Here is a 24,220-nt window from a genome sequence, read left to right on the forward strand (position 1 = left end):
GCTAGGATTAATAAAAAGGATTTTTCGTTGAATGTGATGATGAGTCGTCTTGCTCTGAAGACGATTGATGCGAAGGTTGTATGTTCGGCTTCGACTCATCAGATTTCATATGACTTAAGGCCTTATTGGCCGTATCTTTGGTAAATTTGGTAGCCATAGGAGCATAAGGCAATAAACTTTGTATAATCTTAGAGTGCTTCCAATGCGGAGAACTCTCAGCAAAAGTGCCAATCCCCTGCATAGTAATCAGCACCACCAATAAGCCTTTTAAGGTTCCAAATGCACCACCCGCTAGACGGTTTAATGGCCCCAATTTTAGGCTTTTTAAAAGCCGATTTAAAACGGCAGTCACAATCCAAGTCATGACCACAATCAGCAATACGATAAAGGCAAAAGCAGCAATTTTTTGAACCACTGGATCTGAACTGAGCGCGGACATTGAAGGGGCAATTAAGCCAGCGTATTTCGCACCGACAATCAGTGCAAAAATCCATCCGATCAAGTTCGCAAAGGCTTTAACGAATCCTTGGCGCAAACCGTTAAGCCCTCCAATCAACAAGATAATCAGTAAAAAGATATCAATGGTATTCATAGAAATTAGATCATGCTATCTACACAGTCTTTAATCAGCCTCGGACCTGTATAAATCAGACCACTATAGAGCTGAACCAATTGCGCACCAGCTTGTTGCTTTGTCATTGCCTGGTCGCCTTGTAGAATACCACCTACACCAATTAATGGTATTTGATCTTTCAGTAATTTTGAAAATGCTGCCAAGCACTGAGTGCTTTTCTCAAAGACCGGTGCACCTGACAAACCACCCGCTTCATCACCAAAAGGGAGTTGTTCTACGCCTTCACGTGACAAAGTGGTATTGGTCACAATCAAGCCATCAATTTTAAATTCAAGCAATTGTGATGCAATAAACTGCATATCTTTTTCAGATAAATCGGGTGCAACTTTGAGGACCAGCGGCACATAATGTTGAAATTCTTCTGCCAATTCAATTTGACGTTTTTTTAAAGTTTCGAGCAGTTCTGTTAAAGCATGGCCACTTTGCAGACTGCGTAAATTCTTGGTGTTTGGTGAGGATATATTAACCGTAATATAAGATGCGTAGTTATAGACTTTTTCAAGGCAAATTAAATAATCAGAAACGGCATCTTCAACCGCAGTATCGGCATTTTTACCAATATTAATGCCTAATACACCTTTGAACTTGGATGCTTTGACATTTTCAATCAGTTGGTCAACACCTTCATTATTAAACCCCATACGATTAATAATGGCGTGTGCTTTTGGAATACGAAATAAACGAGGTTGCGGATTGCCCGCTTGTGGACGCGGTGTAATGGTGCCAATTTCGATAAAACCAAAACCTAAACTTGCCAATGCATCAATATATGCACCGTTTTTGTCTAAGCCCGCAGCTAAACCCACTGGATTTGGAAATTCGATTCCCATACAAGTGACTGGCTTAGGCTCAATCTTTTGACGCATTACCCCAAATTTATGGGAAGACTTGAGTAATGATAATGTCAGATCATGAGCACGCTCTGGCGCCAAAGAGAAGAGAAATGGACGAGCAAGCGAATACAACATATCAAAAAAGTCTACTGCTTTTTAAGTTGCCACATTATAGGCACAGACCAGCTAAAAGGCTATGCCTGTCATAGGTTTATTTTCACCGCTTACTTCACTGCCGCTGTTAATTTAATCTGCCCACCGACTTTATTTAATTCAAGTTTTTCAATGCTCAAGCCCATTTGTGCAAGTTGGGTCAGAAAATTGGCCAGAATTGAATAATTTATATGTTCAGCCACAATTTGAATTTTACCATCCATTTGTTGTGAAGCCACAGACAAACCTTGTTGCTGTGCCGCACGCTGAATTTTGTCGGAAGGCGTTAAATTTAAATCATTGGCAGGTTTCATGATGATGACATTGCTTTGCATCCACACCAAAGTATCTTTCAATTCATTTAAACGCTGCTGCTGTTCATTTGCGACGCGATGCATATTCCAAAGTGCAGAGCCAATAATCGCCACTGTAACTAGAACTGTCGCGGTAATCACCATGATTCGTTCACGTAAACTGAGCCTCGCCAAATAATCGCCAACTCGCTCAATCCAATGATCCATTTTTTGCTGGGCTTTATCTATGATATTCATTATTGTATTTTCACCAATCCAAGCACCATTGAACCCTGTGTTTGTACATTGCCCAGTTCAGCTTTAAAGCCTTGCTGATTGAGCTGTGTTACTAAGCTTTGAAGTGCCTCTGAAGACTGCGCCAAAAGGTCTAAATTCAGCACATTACTGTCATAAGCCACACGGTTTGCCACAATTTGTTGCTGCATTAAAATTGGACCGATTCGACTGATCAATTGCAGGGCTTGAGTATCTGCTGATTGACTCATACGTAGATGACTCTCAAACATACTTTTTAGATTTTGTTCGGTCACTCGACTGTTTGCCCCAAACCAAGATTTATATTGATCAACCGCCACAACAGCAGTTTCATCTGCTACCTTTTTAAGTTTCACCCATCGGTTTAGATCAAATACCAACTGAACCATGATCAGCGCCACACAGAGCGCTGCACATGCTTTCCAATACCCTGAAATCCCACTGTCTTCTGACTTTGCTTTAGGCAAAACATTAAAGGGATGGCTTTTCGCCTTAGTTAAAGGTTCAAAGCGATAATGAAACGACTCACGCTGCTCTACAGATGCCACTTGAAACAATGTGACCGCCTGATCATCGGTTAATTCTGAATACAGATATTGTTCTGATTTAGGCAAGACATTCAAATACAACTCTAAATCATCAACTGAAGCGCCCAATAAAGCACCATGACGAGCCAATAAATTATCATTGATATTGGCTAAAACCATTTCACCTGACTTGGGAGTGGGCAAGACCATAAAATCTGGTAACAAAGCAACCAATTTGACAGGAATCAACGTTAATGCATGTTGCATAGTGAGCACACGATTGTGCGAAATACCTAAAATCGTCAATTGATCTGGTGCTTGAAAATGCGATAACACTTTCATTTGATCAATCGGCTGAATCACATATTCTTCAAGCAGATACTTAATTCCTTCGACGCCCAATTGTTTATACTGCGCTTTGGTCAAAGTCTGTTGAATAATTTGCACATCGCGGCTAGGAAAAAAGACCGTCGCCTCCTCCCCTTGATACGGCTTGATATCTTGAATTAATAACTCAAGTGTCGATGCCTGAATCCAGCTCTCACCACGCGACCATTGCCAAACCCCATTGGCTTCGGGCATCCATAAATACAACATTAATCTTATTCTGCCGTGTTATTAATTTAAATTTATAGGAATTTTTAGACTGCTGGTATAAAACATTTTCGCTGCGTAGACAGTCCATTGGCGATTACTGATTGCTCATAGATACGCGCTTCTGCTAAAGCAAAAGCATTAAAATATTCTGAGGTCAAAATTTCTGCGATATGTGCAATTACATTCATATGACAGACCACCACGATATTTTCAAAAGGCAATTGCGACAACCACTCTACTGCGACCTTGGCATCATCTTCAGGTTTGATTTTGTCACAAATCATCACATCAACACCTGGAAATAAACTTTGAATATGACTTAAAGTTTCTTGCGCTCGAACCAGCGGACTGACCACAAAAATGTCAGGTTGCACATGATCTTTTAAATACCCTGCCGTTTGTCTGGCTTGTTGATGCCCTCGTGCTGTCAGTTGGCGCTTAGTATCATTACCATCTAAAGCGGGTGAAGCTTCACCATGTCGAACCAAAGTCAAATGCATGTGTATTCCCTAACTCTAAAAATCCCATCTTATCCAAGCTTGATGACAGGTATTGGACGCTGATTAAAAATATCACACTTTGTTATGTGGTAACACAAATTCCACATCACTACGATGTCCATTTTTCATCAAAGACACCGCAATATTTAATGGGGGTGCACCCTCATAAATCACTTCATATAACGCCGTGGTAATAGGCATATAAACGTCCAATTCTTTGGCGCGGGTATTCACTTGCACAATGGTATTAATACCTTCTGCAGTTTGCCCAAGTTCTGTGGTGGCTTGCTCTAAACTTTTGCCTGAACCTAAAGCAAAACCCACTTGATAATTACGACTCAGCGGACTATTACAGGTCGCGAACAAATCGCCAACACCCGACAAACCCAAAAAGGTTAAAGGATTCGCACCGAGCTTGACCGCAAAACGACTCATTTCCGCAAGTGCACGGGTCAAAATCATACTTTTGGTGTTCTCACCCACTTTGTAAGCTGCCGCCATGCCCATCGCGACTGCATAAATATTTTTAAGTGCGCCGCCAAGTTCAACACCATGTACATCATCACTACCAAAGACACGAAATAACGCGCTATGAAGCGCCTGTTGCACAGCATATCGAACCAACTCTGAATCACTGGCAATGACAGTACCTGCAGGCATACCAGACATGATCTCTTTGGCCAAATTTGGACCGGACAACACGCCATAAGGCACTTCAGGCAATTCTGAGCGAATAATGTCGCTCATAAAACTAAAGGTTTTTGCTTCTACACCTTTAGTGAGGGAAATCACTGCTTGAGCACTGATAAAGGGCTTAATTTGCTGTAAAACGTCACGAAAAGAATGACTCGGAATAGCGACCAAAATAATGTCACGATCACGCACTGCTTTTTCTAAATTTGACTCTGCTTTTAAGGAGCTTTCAAGGGTGTAATCAGGCAAATAACGCTGATTAATATGCGTTTGATTGATCTCACTAGCAATCACTTCATCGCGAATCCAAATCATGGTGTCACAGCCATTTCGTGCTGCGGTGTTCGCCATGGCAGTACCGAAACTCCCTCCCCCCAAAACCGTCACGCGTAAGGCTGTTTTCTTATCCAAAACGACAGGTTGAACCAAATCTGTAAACTTTAATTCCGACATTATTTTTATCCCAAAAATCTTTATCTATAAAAAATGATGTATCTCTTAAACATATGATTTACACACATCCCTATTGATCAGATAAGATCAAATGATCTGTGTATACCTATGTTAAAGCTGCTGCGTTTCGAGTCAGAAGCTTTAGATAGTGACTTGATTCAATCAATCTTTTTATGCACTTACATTTTATGCAATTTAATTTGCCTGCCAATAAGTCACATAAGGCTGTGTATCAATTTCAGTACGTGGCGGAATCGCTTTAAAGGCAGTGCCTACATAAATAATGCCTGAAATCAAATCATGTTCTTGTAAACCCAGCTTACGCTTGAGCAGTTTCGATTCGACCACTGCGCCACTTCTCCACATGGTTGAAAAACCTTGTGCCTGCAAAGACAGTAAAAAGTTCTGTATGGCAGCACCCGAGCTTAAAGTTTGCTCAAAATCTGGAACTTTTGGATGCGCTTGAAAACGTGTCACCGCCAACACCAAAAGTGGCGCACGCATAGGATGATGTTTTACACGCTCAATCTGTGCTTCTTCCTGTTCACCCATATCGCGCACTGCATCCATCATCAACTGACCAAATACCTCACGCTGCTCACCTTGTACCACAATAAAATGCGTAGGTTTTAAACGATGATGATCAGGCGCGGTTAATGCTGCTTGAAATGCTTGTTCCAATTGGGCTGCATTGGGTGAAGGTTCAATTAAATGTCCAATAGATTGACGCTGATGAATATTGTCATGAACTGCATGTAGAGAAGAATCTGACATTGACGATTGATCTACTAAAAACTCATTATGCTAAGCTTAGCATAAACCATGAAAGTTACTCTAGCGAGATCTCGTCTCTAAGCTTGGTAGATTAAAATTCACATAAAAAACTGTTATGGCATCAATATTTATACAATTTCTTCAAATTTAATCACGCTTAATCCTCTAGCATAGTCAAAGCTAAATATCCTATTCCATGACCCAAAATAAGTTGAGAATGATATGAATTCAAATCTGAAAAAGACTGCCATTGCCGCAATGAGCCTCATAACCGCTGTCATGTTCACCGCATGTGCCTCCAACCCGACGGAAACATTAGCGATTCAAAAGCCTAATAACCAATATGAAGTGGCTGGCTTAGGTAAATCCGCAGTGATTGCCAAAAACAATGCGATTTTAGCAGCTAACAAAACCTGCGGTAAAAATGCAGCGCCAGTTTTGGTTGATGAAAAGACTGAATATAACGGTGCGCTTAAAGGCGTATTGGATGAGAAAACTGGACAAATGGTTACAGCGGCAGCTAGTGTTTTAGGATCAGTGATGGGTAAAAGTACAGGCATTGAAAAAGACACCGACTATCAGTCAGTGATTACATTTAGCTGTAATGGCACTAAATAATCTTTAAGCTTTAAAATAAAAAAAGTCCCGAATCGGGACTTTTTTGTTTATTACCATTTTAAATTTTGGTAACGTTTAGATCACTGTAATGAAGAGATCATGAGGTCAATAAATTAACAATACCCGTCTAAACGAGTCAGTGGGATTTTTTGACCAATGGCTTTTTCAATTTCAGGTAGATAGAACGCATCATCTTCAGACAAGAAACTAATACTCACGCCACTGCTTCCGGCACGCCCTGTACGACCAATTCGGTGTACATAGTCATCAGACTGCTCAGGCAAAGTAAAGTTAATCACGTGTGAGACGTTATCCACGTGAATACCGCGACCTGCAACATCTGTCGCGATCATAATATTGTGTTGACCATTTTTAAACTGGTCAAGCATTTTAATACGTTTGTCTTGTGCGATTTCACCTGACAACATTACCACTTTATAGTTATCACGTTTTAAATGATCGTAAAGCTTACGAACTTGATCACGACGATTGGCAAAGATCATGACTTTCTCAATCGGCTCATCACGTAAAATTTCTTCAAGTAAACGGTATTTATCTGACTTCCCAACCACATAAACACGCTGCTCTACGTCAGCATTGGTTTTCTTCTCAGGTTCAATTTCAACCGTTACAGGTTCAAACAGCCACTGCTGCGCCAAGTTTAAAACATCGTAACTAAAGGTTGCAGAGAACATCAGGGTCTGACGCTGTTCTTTACGCGGTGAAAAACGCACGATACGTTTAACCGAGGGAATAAAACCCATATCAAGTAAACGATCCGCTTCATCAATCACCAAAAATTCAATTTGATCAAGCCAAATTTCTTTTTGCTCGGTGAAATCAATCAAACGACCTGGGGTTGCCACGATAATGTCGGCATACCCTTGATCGAGTAATTTTTTCTGTTTGTCAAAATCGACACCACCCACCAAAGTCACGACATTTAACCCTGAAAATTTGGTCAAATCTTTGGCATCATTTTCAATTTGAATTGCAAGTTCGCGTGTCGGCGCTAAAATGAGTGCACGAGGTTCACCACGAAAACGTGGCGTTTGAATTGGGTTGTGCAGTAAATCATTAATAATACTGACCAGGAAAGCTGCAGTTTTTCCTGTACCAGTTTGTGCACGTCCAATTGCATCATGCCCCGCCAAAGTATATTGCAATACTTTTTCTTGAATGGGGGTCATTTCTTTAAACCCTAAAGCATCTATGGCTTGCTTAAGTTGCGGATGTAAATTAAGGGTTTCGAAACCAGATGACATATATACGCGCTCTACGGTCAGTTATTTTAAAATTATACCATTATAAACAAAAAACGCCCCAATTTATCAAAATTGGAGCGTTACCTAGTTTTAAATAAAACGTAGGATTAGTCTAAAGGCTGAACTTCTTCAGCTTGAAAACCTTTTTGACCTTGCACAACGCTGAATTCTACGCGTTGACCGTCACGTAGTGAACGGTGTCCATCGCCTTGAATTGCACGGAAATGAACGAAAACATCATCACCGCCAGCGCGCTGAATGAAGCCAAAACCTTTAGTATCGTTAAACCACTTAACAACGCCTTGTTCGCGAGCTGTCATAAGTAAATCCTCAGTTGGTAAGAAAAGGGATCACCCGGTGTTGCAAACAGCAGAGCAAACAAAGTTTCAAAACATTTTTGTATTTCAAAGCTTGTAATCATTCTGTAAAACTATTAACAAAATCCCGGTTATATCCATGAATACACAAGGTTTAGAGAAGGATAATTCCCTATCCAATCCTTAAGTACGCAACGAGCTTACCACGGGTTAAAAACAATTAATAGAGGTTTTTTCGCAAATTATTCAACAAAATATTTGTATATTTATCACCCAAATAGCTATGCCGCTTTCATTCACTCTCCACTTAATGGAAAGATCACAAATATTTTGAGTCCAGTCGCACGAATTTGTTAGAATACAATTAATAACCGCTGTGTTTTAGTGTAGACATGACCGCTCAGATTGAAATAGATGCGCTTGGAAAACCTTGCCCAATGCCTTTACTCTTGCTTAAGAAGCAGCTTAAAAAAAATCCATCACCTCAAGTCTATGTATTGAAGTCTTCTGACCCCAATAGTCAGCTTGATATTTCACGTTATTGTCAAATACACAACTATAGCTGCCAAATTCAAAAAATTTCAATAAATGAATTTCATTACTTGATTGAATCCTAATTGAATCTTGGCTATTTTCAATTAAACTAATCTTATGCACATATAGAGTGCTTACTTACATTTCACTACCCAATTTTCCTTAATTATGCTCGATATTCGAATTAAGATGAATCTATTGGTTTTACAACTATTTTCCTATAAGGAGTACTCATGACTGACAGCAGCAATCAATTGATGCCCCTGTCATTGTCTGCGCCTGGGGTGAATCTTGGTGCATATATTAGCACTGTAAATCAAATCCCGATTTTGACAGCCGAACAAGAGAAAGAGTTGGCTGACCGCTATTATTATGATCAAGATTTAGATGCAGCGAAAATGTTGGTGATGTCTCATCTGCGTTTCGTGGTGCATATCGCCCGCAGTTATGCAGGTTATGGCCTTCCTCAAGGTGACTTAATTCAAGAAGGCAATCTCGGTTTAATGAAAGCAGTAAAACGTTTTGACCCCAATATGGGTGTGCGTTTGGTTTCGTTTGCGGTACATTGGATCAAAGCAGAAATTCATGAATACGTAATCCGAAATTGGCGTATTGTTAAAATTGCGACCACAAAAGCCCAGCGTAAACTGTTTTTTAACTTACGAAGTTTAAAAAAATCTAGCAAAAAGCTCACTCTTGCAGAAGCACAATCGATTGCTCAAGACTTAAATGTCACAGCTGAGCAAGTGATTGAAATGGAAGGTCGCCTGACTGCCTATGATGCAGCATTTGAAGCACAAGGTGATGATGACGATGAAGGTTCTACCTATGTTGCGCCTGCACTTTATTTAGAAGATAACCGTTACGATCCAGCGCGTTTGGCTGAAGAAGAAGATTACGAGCAACAAAGTACCTCTGCACTACATGCAGCCATGGGACAGCTTGACGATCGTTCGCGTAATATTTTGCAGCGTCGTTGGTTAGACGATGACAAATCGACATTGCATGAGTTGGCAGCTGAATATAACGTGTCTGCTGAACGTATTCGTCAGCTTGAAAAAAATGCTATGGATAAAATCAAAGTTGCCATGTCATCCAACTAATTGAGTTGAAAATGTATCAAATAAAAAAAGGGCGAATGCCCTTTTTTTATAGTTGTACTGTGGATCTTAATCAGGGTTTTAGCGATATTTTTTAAATTTTGCAATTAAAAATCAGACCCGATATATGTTATGGTTTATTGCAAATTTACCAAGCCGATATCATTTATGTGGATTGCAATTTCAGCGCTTAATCTTGCCGTTGCAGTGATGCTCGGTGCATTTGGTGCGCATGGGTTAAAAGCACGAGCTTCTATTGAACAATTGAATTGGTGGCACACCGCCACCGATTACTTTTTTTATCATGCGATTGGTTTATTGGCGTTGGGCGTTATTGCCAAAGTCATTCCTCAAATCCCCATTAAAACCAGTTTTCTCCTGATTCAAATCGGAATTATTTTCTTCTGTGGCTCACTGTATATCATGGCGCTTGGGTTACCCCGAATTTTAGGTGCAATTACCCCGATCGGTGGCGCATTAATGATTGCTGGTTGGTTGATTTTGGCTTGGAATGCTTTTAAATTTTCACGTTAAATCATCTTTATTGATTTTAAATGAATGGATTGCATCAATGAATATTTACTTAAATGGCGAATTGCAACATACACATCATCAAAATTTATATCAATTAATTCAAGATCTATCCCTTGAAGGCAAACGTTTTGCAGTTGAAATGAACGAGATGATCGTTTCTAAAAGCAAACTTGCAGAAACCCCTATTTCAGATTCAGATCGCATAGAAATCATACATGCTGTCGGCGGCGGCTAAACACGGAGTTCTCATGGAAGATTCACATCTCATTATCGGTTCACGTACATTTAAATCTCGTTTACTGGTGGGAACTGGTAAATATAAGGATTTAAATGAAACAGATTTAGCCATTCAAGCGAGTGGTGCTGAAATTGTGACGGTCGCCATTCGACGCGTCAATATTGGGCAAGATCCTCATCAACCCAATTTACTTTCAGTGATTCCGCCAGAAAAATACACGATTTTGCCCAACACAGCAGGTTGCTTCGATGCCAATAGCGCAGTGCGTACCTGCATGCTAGCACGTGAACTTTTAGATGGACACAATCTGGTAAAACTAGAAGTTTTAGGTGATGAAAAAACGCTTTACCCGAATGTTATGGATACGCTTAAAGCCGCACGTACTTTGGTCGATGACGGCTTTGAAGTGATGGTTTATACGTCTGATGACCCGATCGTAGCACAAGAGCTAGAAAGTATGGGCTGTGTAGCCATTATGCCTTTAGGCAGTTTAATTGGTTCTGGCTTGGGAATTTTAAATCCGCACACCATTTCCATTATCAAAGAAAATGCCAAAGTCCCCATTTTAGTGGATGCCGGCGTGGGAACTGCTAGCGATGCTGCAATTGCGATGGAGCTTGGTTGTGATGGCGTACTTATGAATACGGCGATTGCTGCAGCTCGAAACCCAATTTTGATGGCATCTGCCATGAAAAAAGCCGTTCAAGCGGGTCGTGAAGCGTATTTGGCGGGTCGTATGCCACGTAAACAGATGTCCAATGCAAGTTCGCCTGAAACTGGATATTTTTTTAAATAATCTGATTTCATCATTTAATATTGAAGATATACCCCAAAGCCCTGTGTGATCACAGGGCTTTTGCTATGGGCTTGCTATACATTCGTTAAAGATGAAGACCGACTAAATGGATTCTCTAAAATTCTAATTTTGACTTCAGCAACCTGATCTTGTATCGCCTGCGTATGGGCCAGCATATGTGGTGTCTGCATATGCGCTTCAAGCTGTTCTACCGATTCCCATTTTTCATACATGACCAAAGAATTTGGCACTTTAGTTTGCATCGGACTTTGTAGCTCGCTATCGCTCAAAAGCTCATAAGCATAACATCCGTCTTCATTCAGTACGGCTGGTATAAGCTGCTGAATACGCTCTAATACACTTTTAAATGCAGTATTTGAAATTAAATTAATTTCTGCAATGACGGTCAACATTTGAGGCTTCCTTACTGAGAAAATTCATTGACTAAGTGTTGCTGATATTCTTTTTTATAACGAGCAACGTCAGGTGCTTTAATCACATCATTGGCAATAAATGTGTTTAAAGATTGCATACCTAAAAATTGATTAGCTTTGTGAAATGCCAAATACACACCGTCCACTCCCACGCCATGAAAGAAATCATCTTGGTCTGTAAATGCTTGCATAGGCGCATTCCATGTCAAAGACAACATATATTTTTTGTCATGAATAAGACCGCCTGAGCCATATTTTTTTGAAGCATCAGAACGTGAACGACCATCATTGGCATATAGTGTGCCATGTCCTTCGGTAAAGACTTCATCTATATATTTTTTAACTGTCCAAGGCGCTCCCATCCACCAACCAGGCATCTGGTAAATCACGACATCCGCCCATAAGTACTTTTGAACTTCTTGCTGAATATCATAATCATCATCTGTACGTGTAATTTTAACCTCATGCCCCAATTCAGTTAAAATCTGTTCTGCTTGAGCAGTTAAGGTATTATTCAGATCGCCTTTTGAGTGCGCGAACACCTTTGCACCATTGATGATTAAAATATGACTCATGTGTATTCCCTATATATTTTTGCTTGAAGCGAATATAACAAAAGTATTTACTGATAAATATTCATAAATAAGTAATATATAATTGACTAATAATCAACAATAGAAATATAGAAGTACTTTCAAAAAAAAGAACTCTTACGAGCTCTCTTTAAATGTCATCATTTACATTTAAGCAATCAAGCCTTCATCACGCATGGCAATTTGCACGGATTGACGTGCTGCCACTTTATTTCTGATGTTATTCACATGGGTATATGGGCTTAAGTCATGCTTAATCAGATTCGACCAATTGGTCAGTACAAACAGATAGGCATCGGCTGGACCGAAATTATCATCTACCAAATAATCATTGTCTGAATCTGCAATGGCTTGATCAATATATTTCAACAAACGATCAATTTCAGCATAGGCTTTTTCTTTTGCAGGTGCATCTAGTGGTGCGCCAAAAAATACCGCATAGGCATCATGTAACTCTGAGTTTAAATACCCCAACCATTCGAGCACTTTGGCACGGCCCAAACCTGAAGGTGGAATCAAATCTTGCTTTGGATCATGTTGTGCCAAGAAAGGTAAAATGGCCACATTTTCAGTCAAAATCAGCCCAGGGTTAATTTCTAATGCAGGCACATAGCCCTTTGGATTAATGCAGTAATAATCGACATCTTTTTCGGTTTTATGGGTTTTTAAATCGACACGTACAAGGTCAAAATCAACGTTAATTTCATTTAAAATAATATGTGCTGCCAGTGAACATGCACCTGGCGAATAATACAACTTCATAATTGATCCTTGTTATTCAATTAGGGTAATTGGGTTGGAGCGAATGGATGACCCTTATTCAATGTCAAAATATTTGAACTTATCCTCAGCGCTTTATGTTTTAAAAATGCGTTCTGCACGATTGAACCTTTTCAAAGCCCTGAAGGACACCTCAGGCTACAAATCGCATTTCCCTCTCTTTGAATATTCAACAGATTCATTTATTTTTCAAGCGAAATTACCTGCTTTATTGCTACGATTTGTTTTAACATAGCCGACTTTCAAAAACACTTCAAAAGGTTCTGTGTGATTAGTCTGAAGAAAGAAGAATGGTTTTCAAATATCCGAACTGATGTTCTTGCTGGACTTGTGGTCGGTTTGGCACTGATACCAGAATCGATTGCTTTCTCAGCTATTGCAGGCGTTGACCCTCAAGTGGGGCTATATGCCTCATTCTGTATTGCCGTCACCATTGCTTTTTTTGGTGGTCGAACCGCCATGATTTCTGCTGCTACAGGTGCCATGGCATTGCTCATGATTACCTTGGTGAAAGATCATGGTTTGCAGTACCTCTTCGCAACGACAGTATTAACCGGCATCATTCAAATTATTGCAGGATATTTTAAAGTTGCAAAACTCATGCGTTTTGTATCGCAGTCCGTGGTCTATGGATTTGTCAACGCATTGGCGATTTTGATTTTTGCAGCACAACTTCCTGAACTGCTGCGTATGGATATACATGCTTATATGTTCTTGGCATTGGGCTTAGCCATTGTCTATGTATTTCCGCATCTTCCTAAAATTGGAGAATTAATCCCCTCACCTTTGATTTGTATTGTGGTGCTGAGTTTAATTGCATTGTTGCTGGGTGCAGATATGCGTACGGTGAGCGACTTGGGTCAATTTCCAGATACTTTACCTATATTTTTAATTCCAGATATTCCGCTGAATTTTGAAACCTTTAAGATCATTTTGCCTTATGCCATAACCTTGGCTACGGTGGGTCTACTTGAAACCATGATGACCACTACCATTGTCAATGAAGCAACAGGCACAGAAGGTGATCGTCATCAAGAATGCCGCGGACAAGGCATTGCCAATATTGCCAGTGGTTTTATGGGTGGCATGGCAGGATGCGCCATGATTGGTCAATCGATTATCAATGTGACTTCAGGGGCGCGTACCCGCCTTTCGACCTTAGTAGCAGGTGTGTTTTTGCTGTGCTTGGTGGTGTTTTTAAAAGATTGGCTTGCCTTTATTCCTATGGCGGCCCTGGTTGCGATTATGATCATGGTGGCATTCACCACCTTCAACTGGGATTCAATCAAAAATTTTAGTAAGCATCCTAAACAGAGCAATATCGTGATGCTTAGCGTGGTTGTCATTGTACTTGTGACCCATAACTTGGCCTTGGGCGTACTCGCTGGCGTTTTACTATCAGCTTTATTCTTGGTCAATAAACTGGAAAGTGAAGTGAAAGTGCAATCTGAGTTAGAAGGCACTAAAAGAATTTATGTGATTAAAGGGCAGATCTTTTTTAGCAGTTCGGAAAAATTTTATCAATTTTTTGATTTTAATGAAAAGATCTCAACGGTTCAAATTGACCTCACCCAAGCACATATTTGGGATATTACCTCTGTGAATATGCTGGCCAATGTCGTGGCGAAATTTGAAGCCAAGCATGTTCAAGTTGAATTGGTCGGAGTCAATCAAGCCAGCTCGACCTTGATTGATAAGGTGCTGTAAAACACTGTAAAAAAGCCAGATCACATCTGGCTTTTTTACAAACTTCGGCATAGGGGTAACTTGTGCTTTACTGGACGAGTATCTTAGAGCTTAACTGAGTCTACGCTGTTGATGATATCGGCGTGACATCATCAGTATGATCAAAGCCAATATACTCCAAAGGCCCAGACTGCCTCCACCCTGCTTGGTTGCACTGCCTTGACCCAGATCAGGCGATTGATTGAGATCCAGATCTACAATCACAGGATCATGATCCGAGGAACGATATGCATCTTCTGCATAAAACAGTACTTTTTGCTCATCTGATTTAAACTCTTCGTTGTAGTCTAGCGCAGTAGGTTCATCCGCATTGATATGCCAAGCAAACGCACGTTTAACCAAAGGATAAAGACTTGAATCAGCAATAGCGTGATCTAGATTACCGGCACCGCCATTTCCTGTTGTATCACTCGCCACACCAAACACGTAACTATATGCATTTTTGCCTTGGCCTTTTTTTTCATCATTGAGTAGAATTTGATAGTTGGCTTTTTCAAATGCCAGAATCGGATCTTCTTTGGCATAGCTATTCATATCCCCTACCAACAAATAATTGGGTTGTGGCGTTTTAGTGGGATTAGTCGCGATCCATTGCATGAGTTTTTGTACAGCGGTTAAGCGAGTGGCATTCCAGCAGCCCTGACCATCACTTTGATCTGCGTCTTGAGATGTTTTATCTTCAGGACAGCTACCTTTAGATTTCAAGTGATTGGGTACAACTGTAAAGTTTTTTCCGCCAGTGAGTGCTTGAAAGCTTTGTGCCAAAGTCACTCGGTTTTTTTGACTGAGGTCATCATAAACCACTGCTGCATTGACGGGTTTAACCCGAGCACTGTTGTAAATAATCGCTACTGCAATCGCATCCGTACCTAGTTTTTGAGTATTAGGTGGAACAATATATTTCCAATCTTTGCCTAAAGCTTGGGTTAAATGGGCGATTGCACTTTTGTCATCATAGCCATTATTGGCGATTTCCATCAGTCCATAAACATCGGCATCAATCGCTTTTAATGCACTCACAATTTTTTGATGTTGTTTATTAAACTCAGCCAAAGAGTTCGCACCACGCTCGGTCGGAAAGCCTTTCTCTGCACCATTGTCATAGTTCAACACATTAAATGACGCAACGCGAATCTGTTTGGCTTCTTTCGTTGGCAACGAAACTCTTGGATTACTGTCTTTGACAATTTCAGGCTGCGCTTTGTTTTGAATGGGTTGTATACGCCAAGCCCCGAAACGGTACTCTAAAATGCCTTCGACATTTTTAACTTGATTGCCTGAGCGTAAAGTATTGGCTGCACTGAAGTTCTGCGGCAACCACGGCGTTCGATTTTGATTGCCAAAGCCATCATCTAAAATGATCTTGGAAAGTTGATTTTGTTTTGCCAGTGCTAACGCTTCACTAGATTTAGCAGGATAAAGATTGGTGGGAATATACAACCGACCCAAACTTAGGGACAGCTCACCATAGCGTCCATAATTATAATTTTCACTGACCGTTAAGCTCTGCGGAATTTTGACCCACATTCCTTGATAAAGTCTTGGCACATGTCCAGTGCTATCAGTCAAACTGCTAAAAGGTAAATTGAAAGCTTGCGCGGTGACTGAATTGGCTTGTTGATTACAGGTTTGAATATTTTGATCAAGCTGGTCGATTTGCAACTGGTTTTGGTAAGCCGTTAATCGACCTTTTAGAATCACTTCTTCACCGACCTTACCGCCTTTGATGCTACTGCTGGCAGGCAGGTAAACAAAAATTGCATTAGTCACATTTGTTTTGGCTTTGCTGTCTGGGGTTTGTAGATAAAAACCAGAAAAACCGTTCTGATAACGATAATCTGCGGTAATCACACCACGAACCACGTAGCTTTGATTTTGAGTGGCTGATTGTAAATCTGCAATCGGTGTATCCGTGGTACTACAACTTATGCTCGATGGCGCTGGTGGAATGGGTGTTGGAGTTGGTGTTGTACCGCCCAGATAAATCTCAAAGGCATTTTGATCAGACCACTTTGACCATTCTGATTCAAGATCAAATGCAGCGTTCGGGTCAATCGAGCTTACATCATTGCTTTTTTTAAGCCGTGCAAAACTATTTTTAAGACTTGAAACCGAACTTCCCCAACCATTGCTGGGTTGTTCACCGACACGACCAAAACGATCGATAGGTGTGCCTTTGTATAACAGCACCAATGCATCATCACCGTTATAGCTTAGACCTGCCACTTGATTGACTTGGTCACCGATCACAGCTTTAAGCTCAGAGCGCCCGATCACAAATTTAGCTTTGCTGGCTAAACTACCTTGCAATGCAAATGCGGAAAATTTTACTGCTTCACCATTATTAAATTGACGGATTTCATAATCAGCTAAATTGACTGTGGTGGCATCTGGATTGTAAATTTCGAGTCCTTTGCGATTGGATGAGCCATCGATGTATTGGCTAAACATTAACTGTGCATAGGCAGGAGATGCACATCCTAGTAAAGTGAGACTTAAGCTTAAGCTGTGTAATTTTATGAGTTTCATCGGCGATGTCTTTTTTATTACTTATTGGAATACGCTGAAGATTAGCAAGATGACATGATGTATTTATGACAGCTATAAAAATAGATGATGGTTTGCTCAATCTATCCATTTCGGTCATTCTGAAGGATTAAAGTCAAAAAAGTTTGACTTGAGCACCTTAGGTCTTAAAATACCGCATTCAAATTTAATTCATTTGCCAAAATTATGTCGAACGAACCATTAGACCCGCAAGTTGTGGAACTAGACAACTTGAACGAGCATCGCGAAATTGTGACCTTTATGCGCCGTTCATCTCCTTTGAATACTTCACAACGTGCTGCGCTTGAACAATATGGTCACTTAATTTTGGAATACCCGGTGGGTGACCTGCGCCAGCATTTTGAACACCCAGAACGCCCACTTACCGTTGAAATTGGTTTTGGTATGGGTCGCTCGCTGGTACTGATGGCAAAAGCCAATCCTGAGCGTAATTTTGTGGGGATTGAAGTTCACATTCCTGGTATTGCGCAGTGTGTCTATGAAGCCGGTATGGCAGAAGTCACTAATTTACGTCTACTTGATGCCGATGCCATTCAAGTTTTACGTGAAATGCCTGACAACAGTATCAATGCGATTCAACTCTACTTCCCAGATCCGTGGCAGAAAAAACGTCACTTCAAACGTCGCTTCGTATCACATGACCGTATGCCTTTGGTTGAACAAAAACTGGAAATGGGTGGCACCTTCCACTCCGCAACAGATTGGGAACCGTATGCAGAATGGATGCTGGATGTTCTAGACAACCGTCCAAACCTTGAGAACTTGGCAGGCAAAGGCAACAGCTACCCACGTCCAGACTGGCGTCCACAAACCAAATTTGAACGCCGTGGCTTAGAAGAAGGTCATAAAATTAATGATTTTTACTTTAAGAAAATTAATTAATGATGCCTTGATGTGATCATTCAATAATCCCAAAACAGGACTTCAATGTCCTGTTCTTTATGGCTTCTTTTCACATCATCTAAAATACTTCTCGAATTTCTATATCGGGATCATATTCATCCAGCCGCTTTGCCAGTATATGCAAATTCCGCGTAGGTACCGCAGGAAACAGATGATGTTCAACGTGATAGAACATATTATAGGTTAGGACACTTTTAAACTCATTGCGCACAGTCCGTGCCATATAAATATGATCTTCCGTATCATGATGCACTGTCCACACGGCGAAAAAAGCGGTCATACACTGCCCGATTAGCATCGCACAGACATGATATTTTAAGGTGGTACTCTCTAAAACAGCAAAAACTAAAATCAGGAATATGATATTTGCGAGCAACTCGGCAATCATCCAGTTTTTTTGTGTGTTGTTACCTACTTCAAAGGCTTTTTTATGCAACATCCATGGAAAAATAGGACCAAATAACAAAGCTTGCCACCATTTCATCTTGGCACTTTTGGCTTCAACATCTTCATCTTGCATACAATGTTGATGATGTCGAAGATGGTTAATCTGCACAGCATGCATCGAACCCAACATGACAATACTTAAAATAAACATCACCACATGGGTTTGTTTTTGAGTAATGCCCAATGCAAAATGAAACGCATTATGCACTTGTCTAAGTCCCGTCAAAAAGAACATAAACGAGCAAAATAATGCAATCGGATACCACTGATGATAAGCAAAGATCAGTGACAGTATGAACCATGGCACAGAGATCAATAATTCTGAGTAAACATTTTTTTTATTCAGTTTGACCAAATCTTTCCAGAGTACATCTTCGAGTAAATGTTGATGCTTATGCATTGGATGCTTAAATCCTTATTATTTGTTTTAAATATATTTTATTTATAGTCTAAGCATAGCCTTCGATCCACTGCACATAAGGATCACCGACTATAACTTTACATTGATCTGCACCGTAGGTTTACACTGTTTTTATATCGAAATCATGAATTCCTCATAATTCCATTACTCAAAGATTCATAAATCATTTTAAGATCTGGGCGTCCAGCATCTGCTAACATTTGCTGATGCATCATTAAAATATTTTTATCCCCGCGCATGGCAGGTCCAGTTTGCATTTTTTTTGGATCATTTTGAGTGGCTTTGTTAGCTGTTTCTAAAATCAGGGGATAGAGCAAACTAAAATCAACACTTTTAGCATCCACAACTTGCTTGGCCATGTCATAGCAATAGTTACTGAAGTTACAGGCAAATACCGCAGCTAAATGCAGACTCAAACGCTGTGCAGAGTCATATTGATATATCCGCTGGCTCAAAGCTGCTGCCAATGCATTTAATACCTTTAAATCTTCAGCGCACTCCGCTTCGATAAATAACGGCGTATTCCCCCAATTCACCTCTCGCTCCAAACTAAAGGTTTGTAATGGATAAAATACCCCAGATTTTGCATGATGCTGAGTTAAAGCCTTTAAATGGGTACTGCCAGATGTATGTACAATCAACACGTCAGGCAACCGCATGGAGACCGATTCAATCACACTTGAAATCGCTTGGTCACTGACTGCGATGACCAGCAGATCAATCTGCGCACTGAGTTGTTGAACATCATTGATGGCTTCTGCATTGACTCGATTTGCCAAAATGGATGCATTGGCAAGATCTCGGCTAAAGACCTGTACAATTTCATGTTGCTGACATAAGCCTTGAGCCAAATGAGTTGCCACCCGTCCTGCACCAATTAGACTGATTCGCATGCTACATTTTCCACTTTATTTTTCGCTAGCATGCCAACATTGAAGGGACGAATCAATTCGTCCCTTCAATTTAAACTTGAAATATCCAATTTAGATAGGCTTATGATGATTAGTTAAACACATTGTTGAGATAGACGATACGTTCATTGCTTCGCTGAATAAAGCATTTGTTATATTGCATTTCAGCATTTTGCGCATGCATCGACTCATCCCAGTAATCTGCTTGTTTTTGATAGGTCTCACGCTCATTCTCTGAAATCTGATAAACGCGTTTCTGTGAAATCACTTTACAGTCGACGTCACGCTTTTCAAACCAATCGGACTGATCTTGTTGCAGCTGCGTTTTTTGTTCATCACTAAAACGATCCCAAGTTTGATTCAAACGCTCAACCACTTTTTTCTTGTCATCATCCAGTTCTTTGTTTCGAATATTCATCGCTTTTAAAGCCAGTTCGGTTTGGGCTGCATCTTTGACACTACTTTCAGTTTGTTGTTCACGTATTGCTTCATTTTCTTTGAGATACGCTTCATATTGCACAGCCTTGGTGGTAATAAACGCCACCGCTTTAATCACTTCATTTTGATGATCTGCATTGAGGCTAAAACCTTCCTTGTCGGTTTTGATCACATCAAACTTAAAATCACCTTTAACCAAATCATTTTCAATGCTCAGTGGTGCTTCACTCGCTTCTAAATAATCATTTAAGGTTGCATGACCACCCTCTTCGTCACATTCTTCACAGCGTTCATCTTGCTCCAAATAGGCATTTTCAGCACGCTTTTGTAAGCCTTTTGGAAAATTCACCACCAACTGACCTTCGCATTCCAATTGAGAAGTGGCTTTCGGGTCTTGGGTAATGGTACGAATATTTTTAATGTCAAATTTTAAACTGTCATTAATGGTTTTGACTAAAGCTTCATCTGCCGTATAGTATTTTGAGCTTCTTAAACTTTTTTCGAGTTCTTTAAGATATTCAGATTTTAGAAAAACTTGCAAATCCTTGATATGATCCTGATTGGTACAACTCCATTCAGCATTTTCTACCTGAACAGTCTCATCTTTTTTTTGCTTAAACTGATCACATGCAGTTAAAAACATACTGCTTGCCAACACACTGATAACCAATGCTTTATTCATTTTACCAACCTTATTTTCATTATTTTATGCATGATCTGAGCATGCATTATTTATTTTTTTACAGATTAAATCAATAAAACCTCAACAATGAGGTTTTATTGATTGGATTTTAAAGACTAGATTTAATAATTAAGTCCTAATCGGAAGGAAAATGAATCATTAATTTACTTTTTCCACACCTTCAGGGCTAACTTCACGTTCAACACCTGTTTCAGTATTGGTTACAGCAAATTCAATACGGCGGTTTTTAAATTTACCTTCCTCAGTCGCATTGTCTGCCACGGGGTTTTCTTGACCATAGCCTTCAGCTTTAAGCTTACTTGGATCAACACCTTTTGAAATCAGATAATCCACGACAGACTGTGCACGTTGATGTGACAAGGTTTTATTACTTTCAGCATTGCCCACCGCGTCTGTAAAGCCTTTCACTGTGAGTTGCACGTTAGGTACACGATTCATCAGTGCCGCAGCTTGATCTAAAACAGATTTATTGGCATCTGGAATATCTTTTGAAGCTGTCGCAAAATTGATAATTTGTAGATTCAATGCTGTCGCAATATCCAACGGCTTGACTTGCTCAGGATTAATACTTGCCAGCGCTTTCTCAGCATCACTAATACTGCTGTTCACGGCTTGGCTCATATCCACTGCTTGTTGAACATTCACATTAACGTTTGGCACCAAAGGTTTAATTTGTGCAGCTAGATTTTGCATGGCTGCTGCATCTGTGCCTTGTAAAGTAATTTCACTGCCCGTCCAAGTTAAAGTCGCGTTCGGTACACCTTTAAGCAATTTCAAAATGCTTGATAAACCATTTTGGTCAATCAATTCTGCATGATACTGTTGACTCGAATCGACTCCACAACCAATCGGGTGATTAAACAATTGTTTAACTTCTGTTTGAATAATATCAGTGAAGGTTGGATTACCAATACGCGCCTGACACGTCACCAAACTTCCAGTTGCATCTGTACTTAATTGAAAAAATGCAGGTTGTGCGTTGGCATTGCTCATAGCAGGCTGTTCATTGGTCGCAACCACTTGTTCTTTGTTATTACAATAACGCAAAAACAAACCAACCAAAATTGCCAAGATCACCAGTGCAATCAGCGGAAACCACAAACTGGATTTTTCTTTTTCAGGTTCAGGTGGTTGCGTATAAGGGCTCGATGGTGCGACATGCGATGGTGTTACATGCGGGGATGTCACGGTCGGTGTTGGCTCGACGACTGAATTGACTGTGTTTGACGCAAAAGCGCCTGTGGCAGCGCCAGCACCTAAACCACCTAAGCCAGCCAAAATAGAGCTTGCCCATAACGGTAATGCTGAAGCAATAGACGCTTTATGCTGTTCTAAATAGTGCGCAATCGATCGATCATCATTACTGCCGGCCAAATCTTCTAATGCCCCTAAAGTGGGTGCAATGGAATGATTGAGCAAAGACTCAGTTTCTTCTTTGGGTAATGTATGCCCTACAGCATCAATTAAATTGTTTTTCGCTAAGCTATCATGTGGAAATAAATCTGCAATTCTTGGATTCAAATTGCTTTGTAACATTGAAATTAAATTGGGATTGTTTTTGAGCAAAGACAGTAAAATGGGAATAAAGCTGGATAAAACAGCAGTTTTCTCACCGAATAAACTGGCATTTTGATGGGTTGAATCTTGATTTAAAACGATGGGGATCACACGGTCTTTTAATATTTGTACTAAATCCATGCTGAGGACTCCTGTTATTGGATCATATTTGTTTTTTCTTATTACGCACATCTATACTAAAAGTTATTAGAGCATAGGTGCATTATATTTATGTATATTTTTTAATCTTCTAAAAATACCGCACGCCTTAAGGTTTTTAGATAGGCATTAAAAAAGTCAGCCGAAGCTGACTTTTTAAGATTCATTTTTAATTAAAGCTAGACAATAAACACACGTTCCACTTTGCCTTTAACTAACTCACCCAGTAACGGCGTATTTTTACCTTGAGATAAGATCGTGTCTTTCGCCACAGTCCACTCTAGTGCTGGGTTTAAAAGCACCCAACCTGACTCTACCTTCCAACGCTCGACCATTTGTGCAACGCGAGCGGGTGCAAGGGTCACTTTTTCAACCCATTCAAGCGGTTCAAACAATCCTTCTTCAATCAGTTGAATGCCTAAGGCCACATAGGTGTCAAAAGCGGTAATGCCCGGTGTGGTTTCAGCGAAGGGTGCCAGTTTGGCAGAACTACTCAGCGGTTCATGATGGGTACAAATCGCATCGATGACACCATCTTTTAAGGCTTGGCGAAGACTATTTTTGTCCTGTTCTGAGCGTAGTGGCGGACGAACATGTGCAAGTGAATTAAAACCATCGATTAACTGCTCGGTTAAATGCAATTGATGCATCGCCACATCACAGCTGACCTTTAAGCCCTTGTCTTTGGCAATCTTGATTAAATCTACAGATGCGCCACAAGACAATAGACCAAAATGCGCGCGCACCCCAGTGACTTCAACCATGAGTAAGTATTTTGCAATGGCGATGGTTTCCGCCAAAGCAGGAATCATGGTTAAGCCTTGACGCGAGGCAATAAAACCTTCGTGTACGCAACCATCTTTGGCAATTTGTGGCTCTTCTGCATAGAACACCACGGTCATATTGACACCAGCTGCGTATTCAAGCGTGCGAAGTACGACATCATCATCGGCAAAGGGTGCATTGGCATTGGAAACCGCTGTGCACCCTCCTTTTTTAAGACCGGCCATATTGGCAGGCTGCTTGCCATTTAAACCTTGAGTCTGCGCACCAATAACTTCAAGATAGATCCCACCGTCAAGCTTGGCTTTTTCCACCAAACCATGAATCAGTGCACCATTGTCTTGCACAATCGGTTTTGAATCAGGCGGTGTAAACACATGCAAAATACCATTTTCACGTGCAGCACGACCTTCAGATTTCAGCGTTCCATGTTGCTGTTGGCCGGGTTCACGTAACCGCGCGCACAGATCGACCATGGTCGGCATCAGCCATTTGCCTTGGCCATCGATGGTCTCCAACATACTGTCAGATTCAGCCACTAATTTTCCATGTTCAATAAACACAGTTTGCACGCTGTCGGTTTTTTGAATCGGATCAAGAACACGGACATTTTCAATTTTTACAATAGTCATGACTTAATTC

26 protein-coding genes are annotated in these 24,220 nt (G+C 40.5%); 8 read left to right on the plus strand and 18 right to left on the minus strand.

Annotated features, from left to right (window positions below; all coding sequences use genetic code 11):
* Positions 1 to 7: 7 nt before the first annotated feature.
* The 7 genes from AMD27_RS10060 to AMD27_RS10090 all read right to left on the minus strand — a co-directional run bounded on the left by AMD27_RS10060 (position 8) and on the right by AMD27_RS10090 (position 5,733).
* On the minus strand, positions 8 to 592 hold the full coding sequence (locus tag AMD27_RS10060) for a CvpA family protein (protein ID WP_067659854.1): 585 nt from the start codon (positions 590 to 592) through the stop codon (positions 8 to 10).
* Positions 593 to 597: 5 nt separating this feature from the next.
* The gene (locus AMD27_RS10065; RefSeq protein WP_067659857.1) at positions 598 to 1,602 is read right to left on the minus strand and encodes a quinone-dependent dihydroorotate dehydrogenase; all 1,005 of its coding nucleotides are present in this window, start codon (positions 1,600 to 1,602) and stop codon (positions 598 to 600) included.
* A gap of 89 nt (positions 1,603 to 1,691) precedes the next feature.
* Positions 1,692 to 2,171, minus strand: coding sequence for a type II secretion system protein GspM (gspM, locus tag AMD27_RS10070; protein ID WP_067659861.1), 480 nt, complete (start codon positions 2,169 to 2,171; stop codon positions 1,692 to 1,694).
* Positions 2,171 to 3,313 (minus strand): type II secretion system protein GspL, encoded by a 1,143-nt coding sequence (gspL, locus tag AMD27_RS10075; RefSeq protein ID WP_067659864.1) that lies wholly within the window; start codon positions 3,311 to 3,313, stop codon positions 2,171 to 2,173. Before gspL ends, gspM begins: the two co-directional genes overlap by 1 nt.
* Before the next feature lie 44 nt (positions 3,314 to 3,357).
* Positions 3,358 to 3,813: a SixA phosphatase family protein gene (locus AMD27_RS10080; RefSeq protein WP_067659867.1), complete on the minus strand. Its 456-nt coding sequence runs from the start codon at positions 3,811 to 3,813 to the stop codon at positions 3,358 to 3,360.
* Positions 3,814 to 3,885: 72 nt separating this feature from the next.
* Positions 3,886 to 4,959 carry an NAD(P)H-dependent glycerol-3-phosphate dehydrogenase gene (locus AMD27_RS10085; RefSeq protein WP_067659870.1) on the minus strand — a complete coding sequence of 358 codons (1,074 nt, stop codon included), beginning with the start codon at positions 4,957 to 4,959 and terminating at the stop codon, positions 3,886 to 3,888.
* Between the two features lie 195 nt (positions 4,960 to 5,154).
* Complete coding sequence (locus AMD27_RS10090; RefSeq protein WP_067659873.1) at positions 5,155 to 5,733, minus strand: nitroreductase; 579 nt, start codon at positions 5,731 to 5,733, stop codon at positions 5,155 to 5,157.
* Between the two features lie 222 nt (positions 5,734 to 5,955).
* Here AMD27_RS10090 and AMD27_RS10095 point away from each other — a divergent pair, with 222 nt between their 5' ends.
* The gene (locus AMD27_RS10095) at positions 5,956 to 6,351 is read left to right on the plus strand and encodes a hypothetical protein (protein WP_067659876.1); all 396 of its coding nucleotides are present in this window, start codon (positions 5,956 to 5,958) and stop codon (positions 6,349 to 6,351) included.
* Positions 6,352 to 6,464: 113 nt separating this feature from the next.
* On the opposite strand, the gene rhlB is transcribed toward AMD27_RS10095, so the two are convergent.
* Both rhlB and AMD27_RS10105 read right to left on the minus strand, forming a co-directional pair.
* Positions 6,465 to 7,616 carry an ATP-dependent RNA helicase RhlB gene (gene rhlB, locus AMD27_RS10100; RefSeq protein ID WP_067659880.1) on the minus strand — a complete coding sequence of 384 codons (1,152 nt, stop codon included), beginning with the start codon at positions 7,614 to 7,616 and terminating at the stop codon, positions 6,465 to 6,467.
* Positions 7,617 to 7,723: 107 nt separating this feature from the next.
* Complete coding sequence (locus AMD27_RS10105) at positions 7,724 to 7,936, minus strand: cold-shock protein (protein WP_004822370.1); 213 nt, start codon at positions 7,934 to 7,936, stop codon at positions 7,724 to 7,726.
* 389 nt (positions 7,937 to 8,325) lie between these two features.
* On the opposite strand from AMD27_RS10105, the gene AMD27_RS10110 reads away from it, so the two are divergent.
* The 5 genes from AMD27_RS10110 to AMD27_RS10130 all read left to right on the plus strand — a co-directional run bounded on the left by AMD27_RS10110 (position 8,326) and on the right by AMD27_RS10130 (position 11,135).
* On the plus strand, positions 8,326 to 8,550 hold the full coding sequence (locus AMD27_RS10110; RefSeq protein WP_067659892.1) for a sulfurtransferase TusA family protein: 225 nt from the start codon (positions 8,326 to 8,328) through the stop codon (positions 8,548 to 8,550).
* 150 nt (positions 8,551 to 8,700) lie between these two features.
* Positions 8,701 to 9,570, plus strand: a complete 870-nt coding sequence (rpoH, locus tag AMD27_RS10115) for an RNA polymerase sigma factor RpoH (protein WP_067659900.1) — start codon at positions 8,701 to 8,703, stop codon at positions 9,568 to 9,570.
* Between the two features lie 165 nt (positions 9,571 to 9,735).
* Positions 9,736 to 10,101 carry a DUF423 domain-containing protein gene (locus tag AMD27_RS10120; protein WP_067659903.1) on the plus strand — a complete coding sequence of 122 codons (366 nt, stop codon included), beginning with the start codon at positions 9,736 to 9,738 and terminating at the stop codon, positions 10,099 to 10,101.
* Between the two features lie 37 nt (positions 10,102 to 10,138).
* The gene (thiS, locus tag AMD27_RS10125) at positions 10,139 to 10,336 is read left to right on the plus strand and encodes a sulfur carrier protein ThiS (RefSeq protein WP_067662947.1); all 198 of its coding nucleotides are present in this window, start codon (positions 10,139 to 10,141) and stop codon (positions 10,334 to 10,336) included.
* 13 nt (positions 10,337 to 10,349) lie between these two features.
* The gene (locus AMD27_RS10130) at positions 10,350 to 11,135 is read left to right on the plus strand and encodes a thiazole synthase (protein WP_067659906.1); all 786 of its coding nucleotides are present in this window, start codon (positions 10,350 to 10,352) and stop codon (positions 11,133 to 11,135) included.
* A gap of 74 nt (positions 11,136 to 11,209) precedes the next feature.
* Here AMD27_RS10130 and AMD27_RS10135 read toward each other — a convergent pair whose 3' ends face one another.
* The 3 genes from AMD27_RS10135 to AMD27_RS10145 all read right to left on the minus strand — a co-directional run bounded on the left by AMD27_RS10135 (position 11,210) and on the right by AMD27_RS10145 (position 12,924).
* The gene (locus AMD27_RS10135; protein WP_067659909.1) at positions 11,210 to 11,548 is read right to left on the minus strand and encodes a putative quinol monooxygenase; all 339 of its coding nucleotides are present in this window, start codon (positions 11,546 to 11,548) and stop codon (positions 11,210 to 11,212) included.
* Positions 11,549 to 11,559: 11 nt separating this feature from the next.
* Positions 11,560 to 12,144, minus strand: a complete 585-nt coding sequence (locus tag AMD27_RS10140; RefSeq protein WP_067659912.1) for an NAD(P)H-dependent oxidoreductase — start codon at positions 12,142 to 12,144, stop codon at positions 11,560 to 11,562.
* 168 nt (positions 12,145 to 12,312) lie between these two features.
* Positions 12,313 to 12,924 (minus strand): glutathione binding-like protein, encoded by a 612-nt coding sequence (locus AMD27_RS10145; protein ID WP_067659915.1) that lies wholly within the window; start codon positions 12,922 to 12,924, stop codon positions 12,313 to 12,315.
* A gap of 285 nt (positions 12,925 to 13,209) precedes the next feature.
* On the opposite strand from AMD27_RS10145, the gene AMD27_RS10155 reads away from it, so the two are divergent.
* Entirely contained in the window at positions 13,210 to 14,649 is a 1,440-nt protein-coding gene (locus tag AMD27_RS10155) for a SulP family inorganic anion transporter (RefSeq protein ID WP_067659921.1), read from the plus strand.
* Between the two features lie 90 nt (positions 14,650 to 14,739).
* Here the strand turns inward: AMD27_RS10155 and AMD27_RS10160 are convergent, their stop codons facing one another.
* Positions 14,740 to 17,217, minus strand: coding sequence for an ExeM/NucH family extracellular endonuclease (locus tag AMD27_RS10160; RefSeq protein WP_067659924.1), 2,478 nt, complete (start codon positions 17,215 to 17,217; stop codon positions 14,740 to 14,742).
* A 204-nt stretch (positions 17,218 to 17,421) separates the two neighbouring features.
* On the opposite strand from AMD27_RS10160, the gene trmB reads away from it, so the two are divergent.
* Positions 17,422 to 18,138: a tRNA (guanosine(46)-N7)-methyltransferase TrmB gene (gene trmB / locus AMD27_RS10165; protein WP_067659930.1), complete on the plus strand. Its 717-nt coding sequence runs from the start codon at positions 17,422 to 17,424 to the stop codon at positions 18,136 to 18,138.
* 79 nt (positions 18,139 to 18,217) lie between these two features.
* Here trmB and AMD27_RS10170 read toward each other — a convergent pair whose 3' ends face one another.
* The 5 genes from AMD27_RS10170 to AMD27_RS10190 form a co-directional block, all read right to left on the minus strand.
* Positions 18,218 to 19,006 (minus strand): fatty acid desaturase family protein, encoded by a 789-nt coding sequence (locus AMD27_RS10170; protein WP_067659933.1) that lies wholly within the window; start codon positions 19,004 to 19,006, stop codon positions 18,218 to 18,220.
* Between the two features lie 143 nt (positions 19,007 to 19,149).
* Positions 19,150 to 19,920, minus strand: a complete 771-nt coding sequence (locus AMD27_RS10175; RefSeq protein WP_067659936.1) for a Rossmann-like and DUF2520 domain-containing protein — start codon at positions 19,918 to 19,920, stop codon at positions 19,150 to 19,152.
* A gap of 109 nt (positions 19,921 to 20,029) precedes the next feature.
* A complete protein-coding gene (locus AMD27_RS10180; protein WP_067659939.1) occupies positions 20,030 to 21,058 on the minus strand; it encodes a hypothetical protein in 1,029 nt (342 codons plus the stop codon).
* Positions 21,059 to 21,217: 159 nt separating this feature from the next.
* Positions 21,218 to 22,777, minus strand: a complete 1,560-nt coding sequence (locus AMD27_RS10185; protein WP_067659943.1) for an OmpA family protein — start codon at positions 22,775 to 22,777, stop codon at positions 21,218 to 21,220.
* 197 nt (positions 22,778 to 22,974) lie between these two features.
* Complete coding sequence (locus AMD27_RS10190) at positions 22,975 to 24,210, minus strand: dihydroorotase (RefSeq protein ID WP_067659948.1); 1,236 nt, start codon at positions 24,208 to 24,210, stop codon at positions 22,975 to 22,977.
* Between the last annotated feature and the right edge of the window lie 10 nt (positions 24,211 to 24,220).

Source organism: Acinetobacter sp. TGL-Y2, from assembly GCF_001612555.1.
Lineage (GTDB): Bacteria > Pseudomonadota > Gammaproteobacteria > Pseudomonadales > Moraxellaceae > Acinetobacter.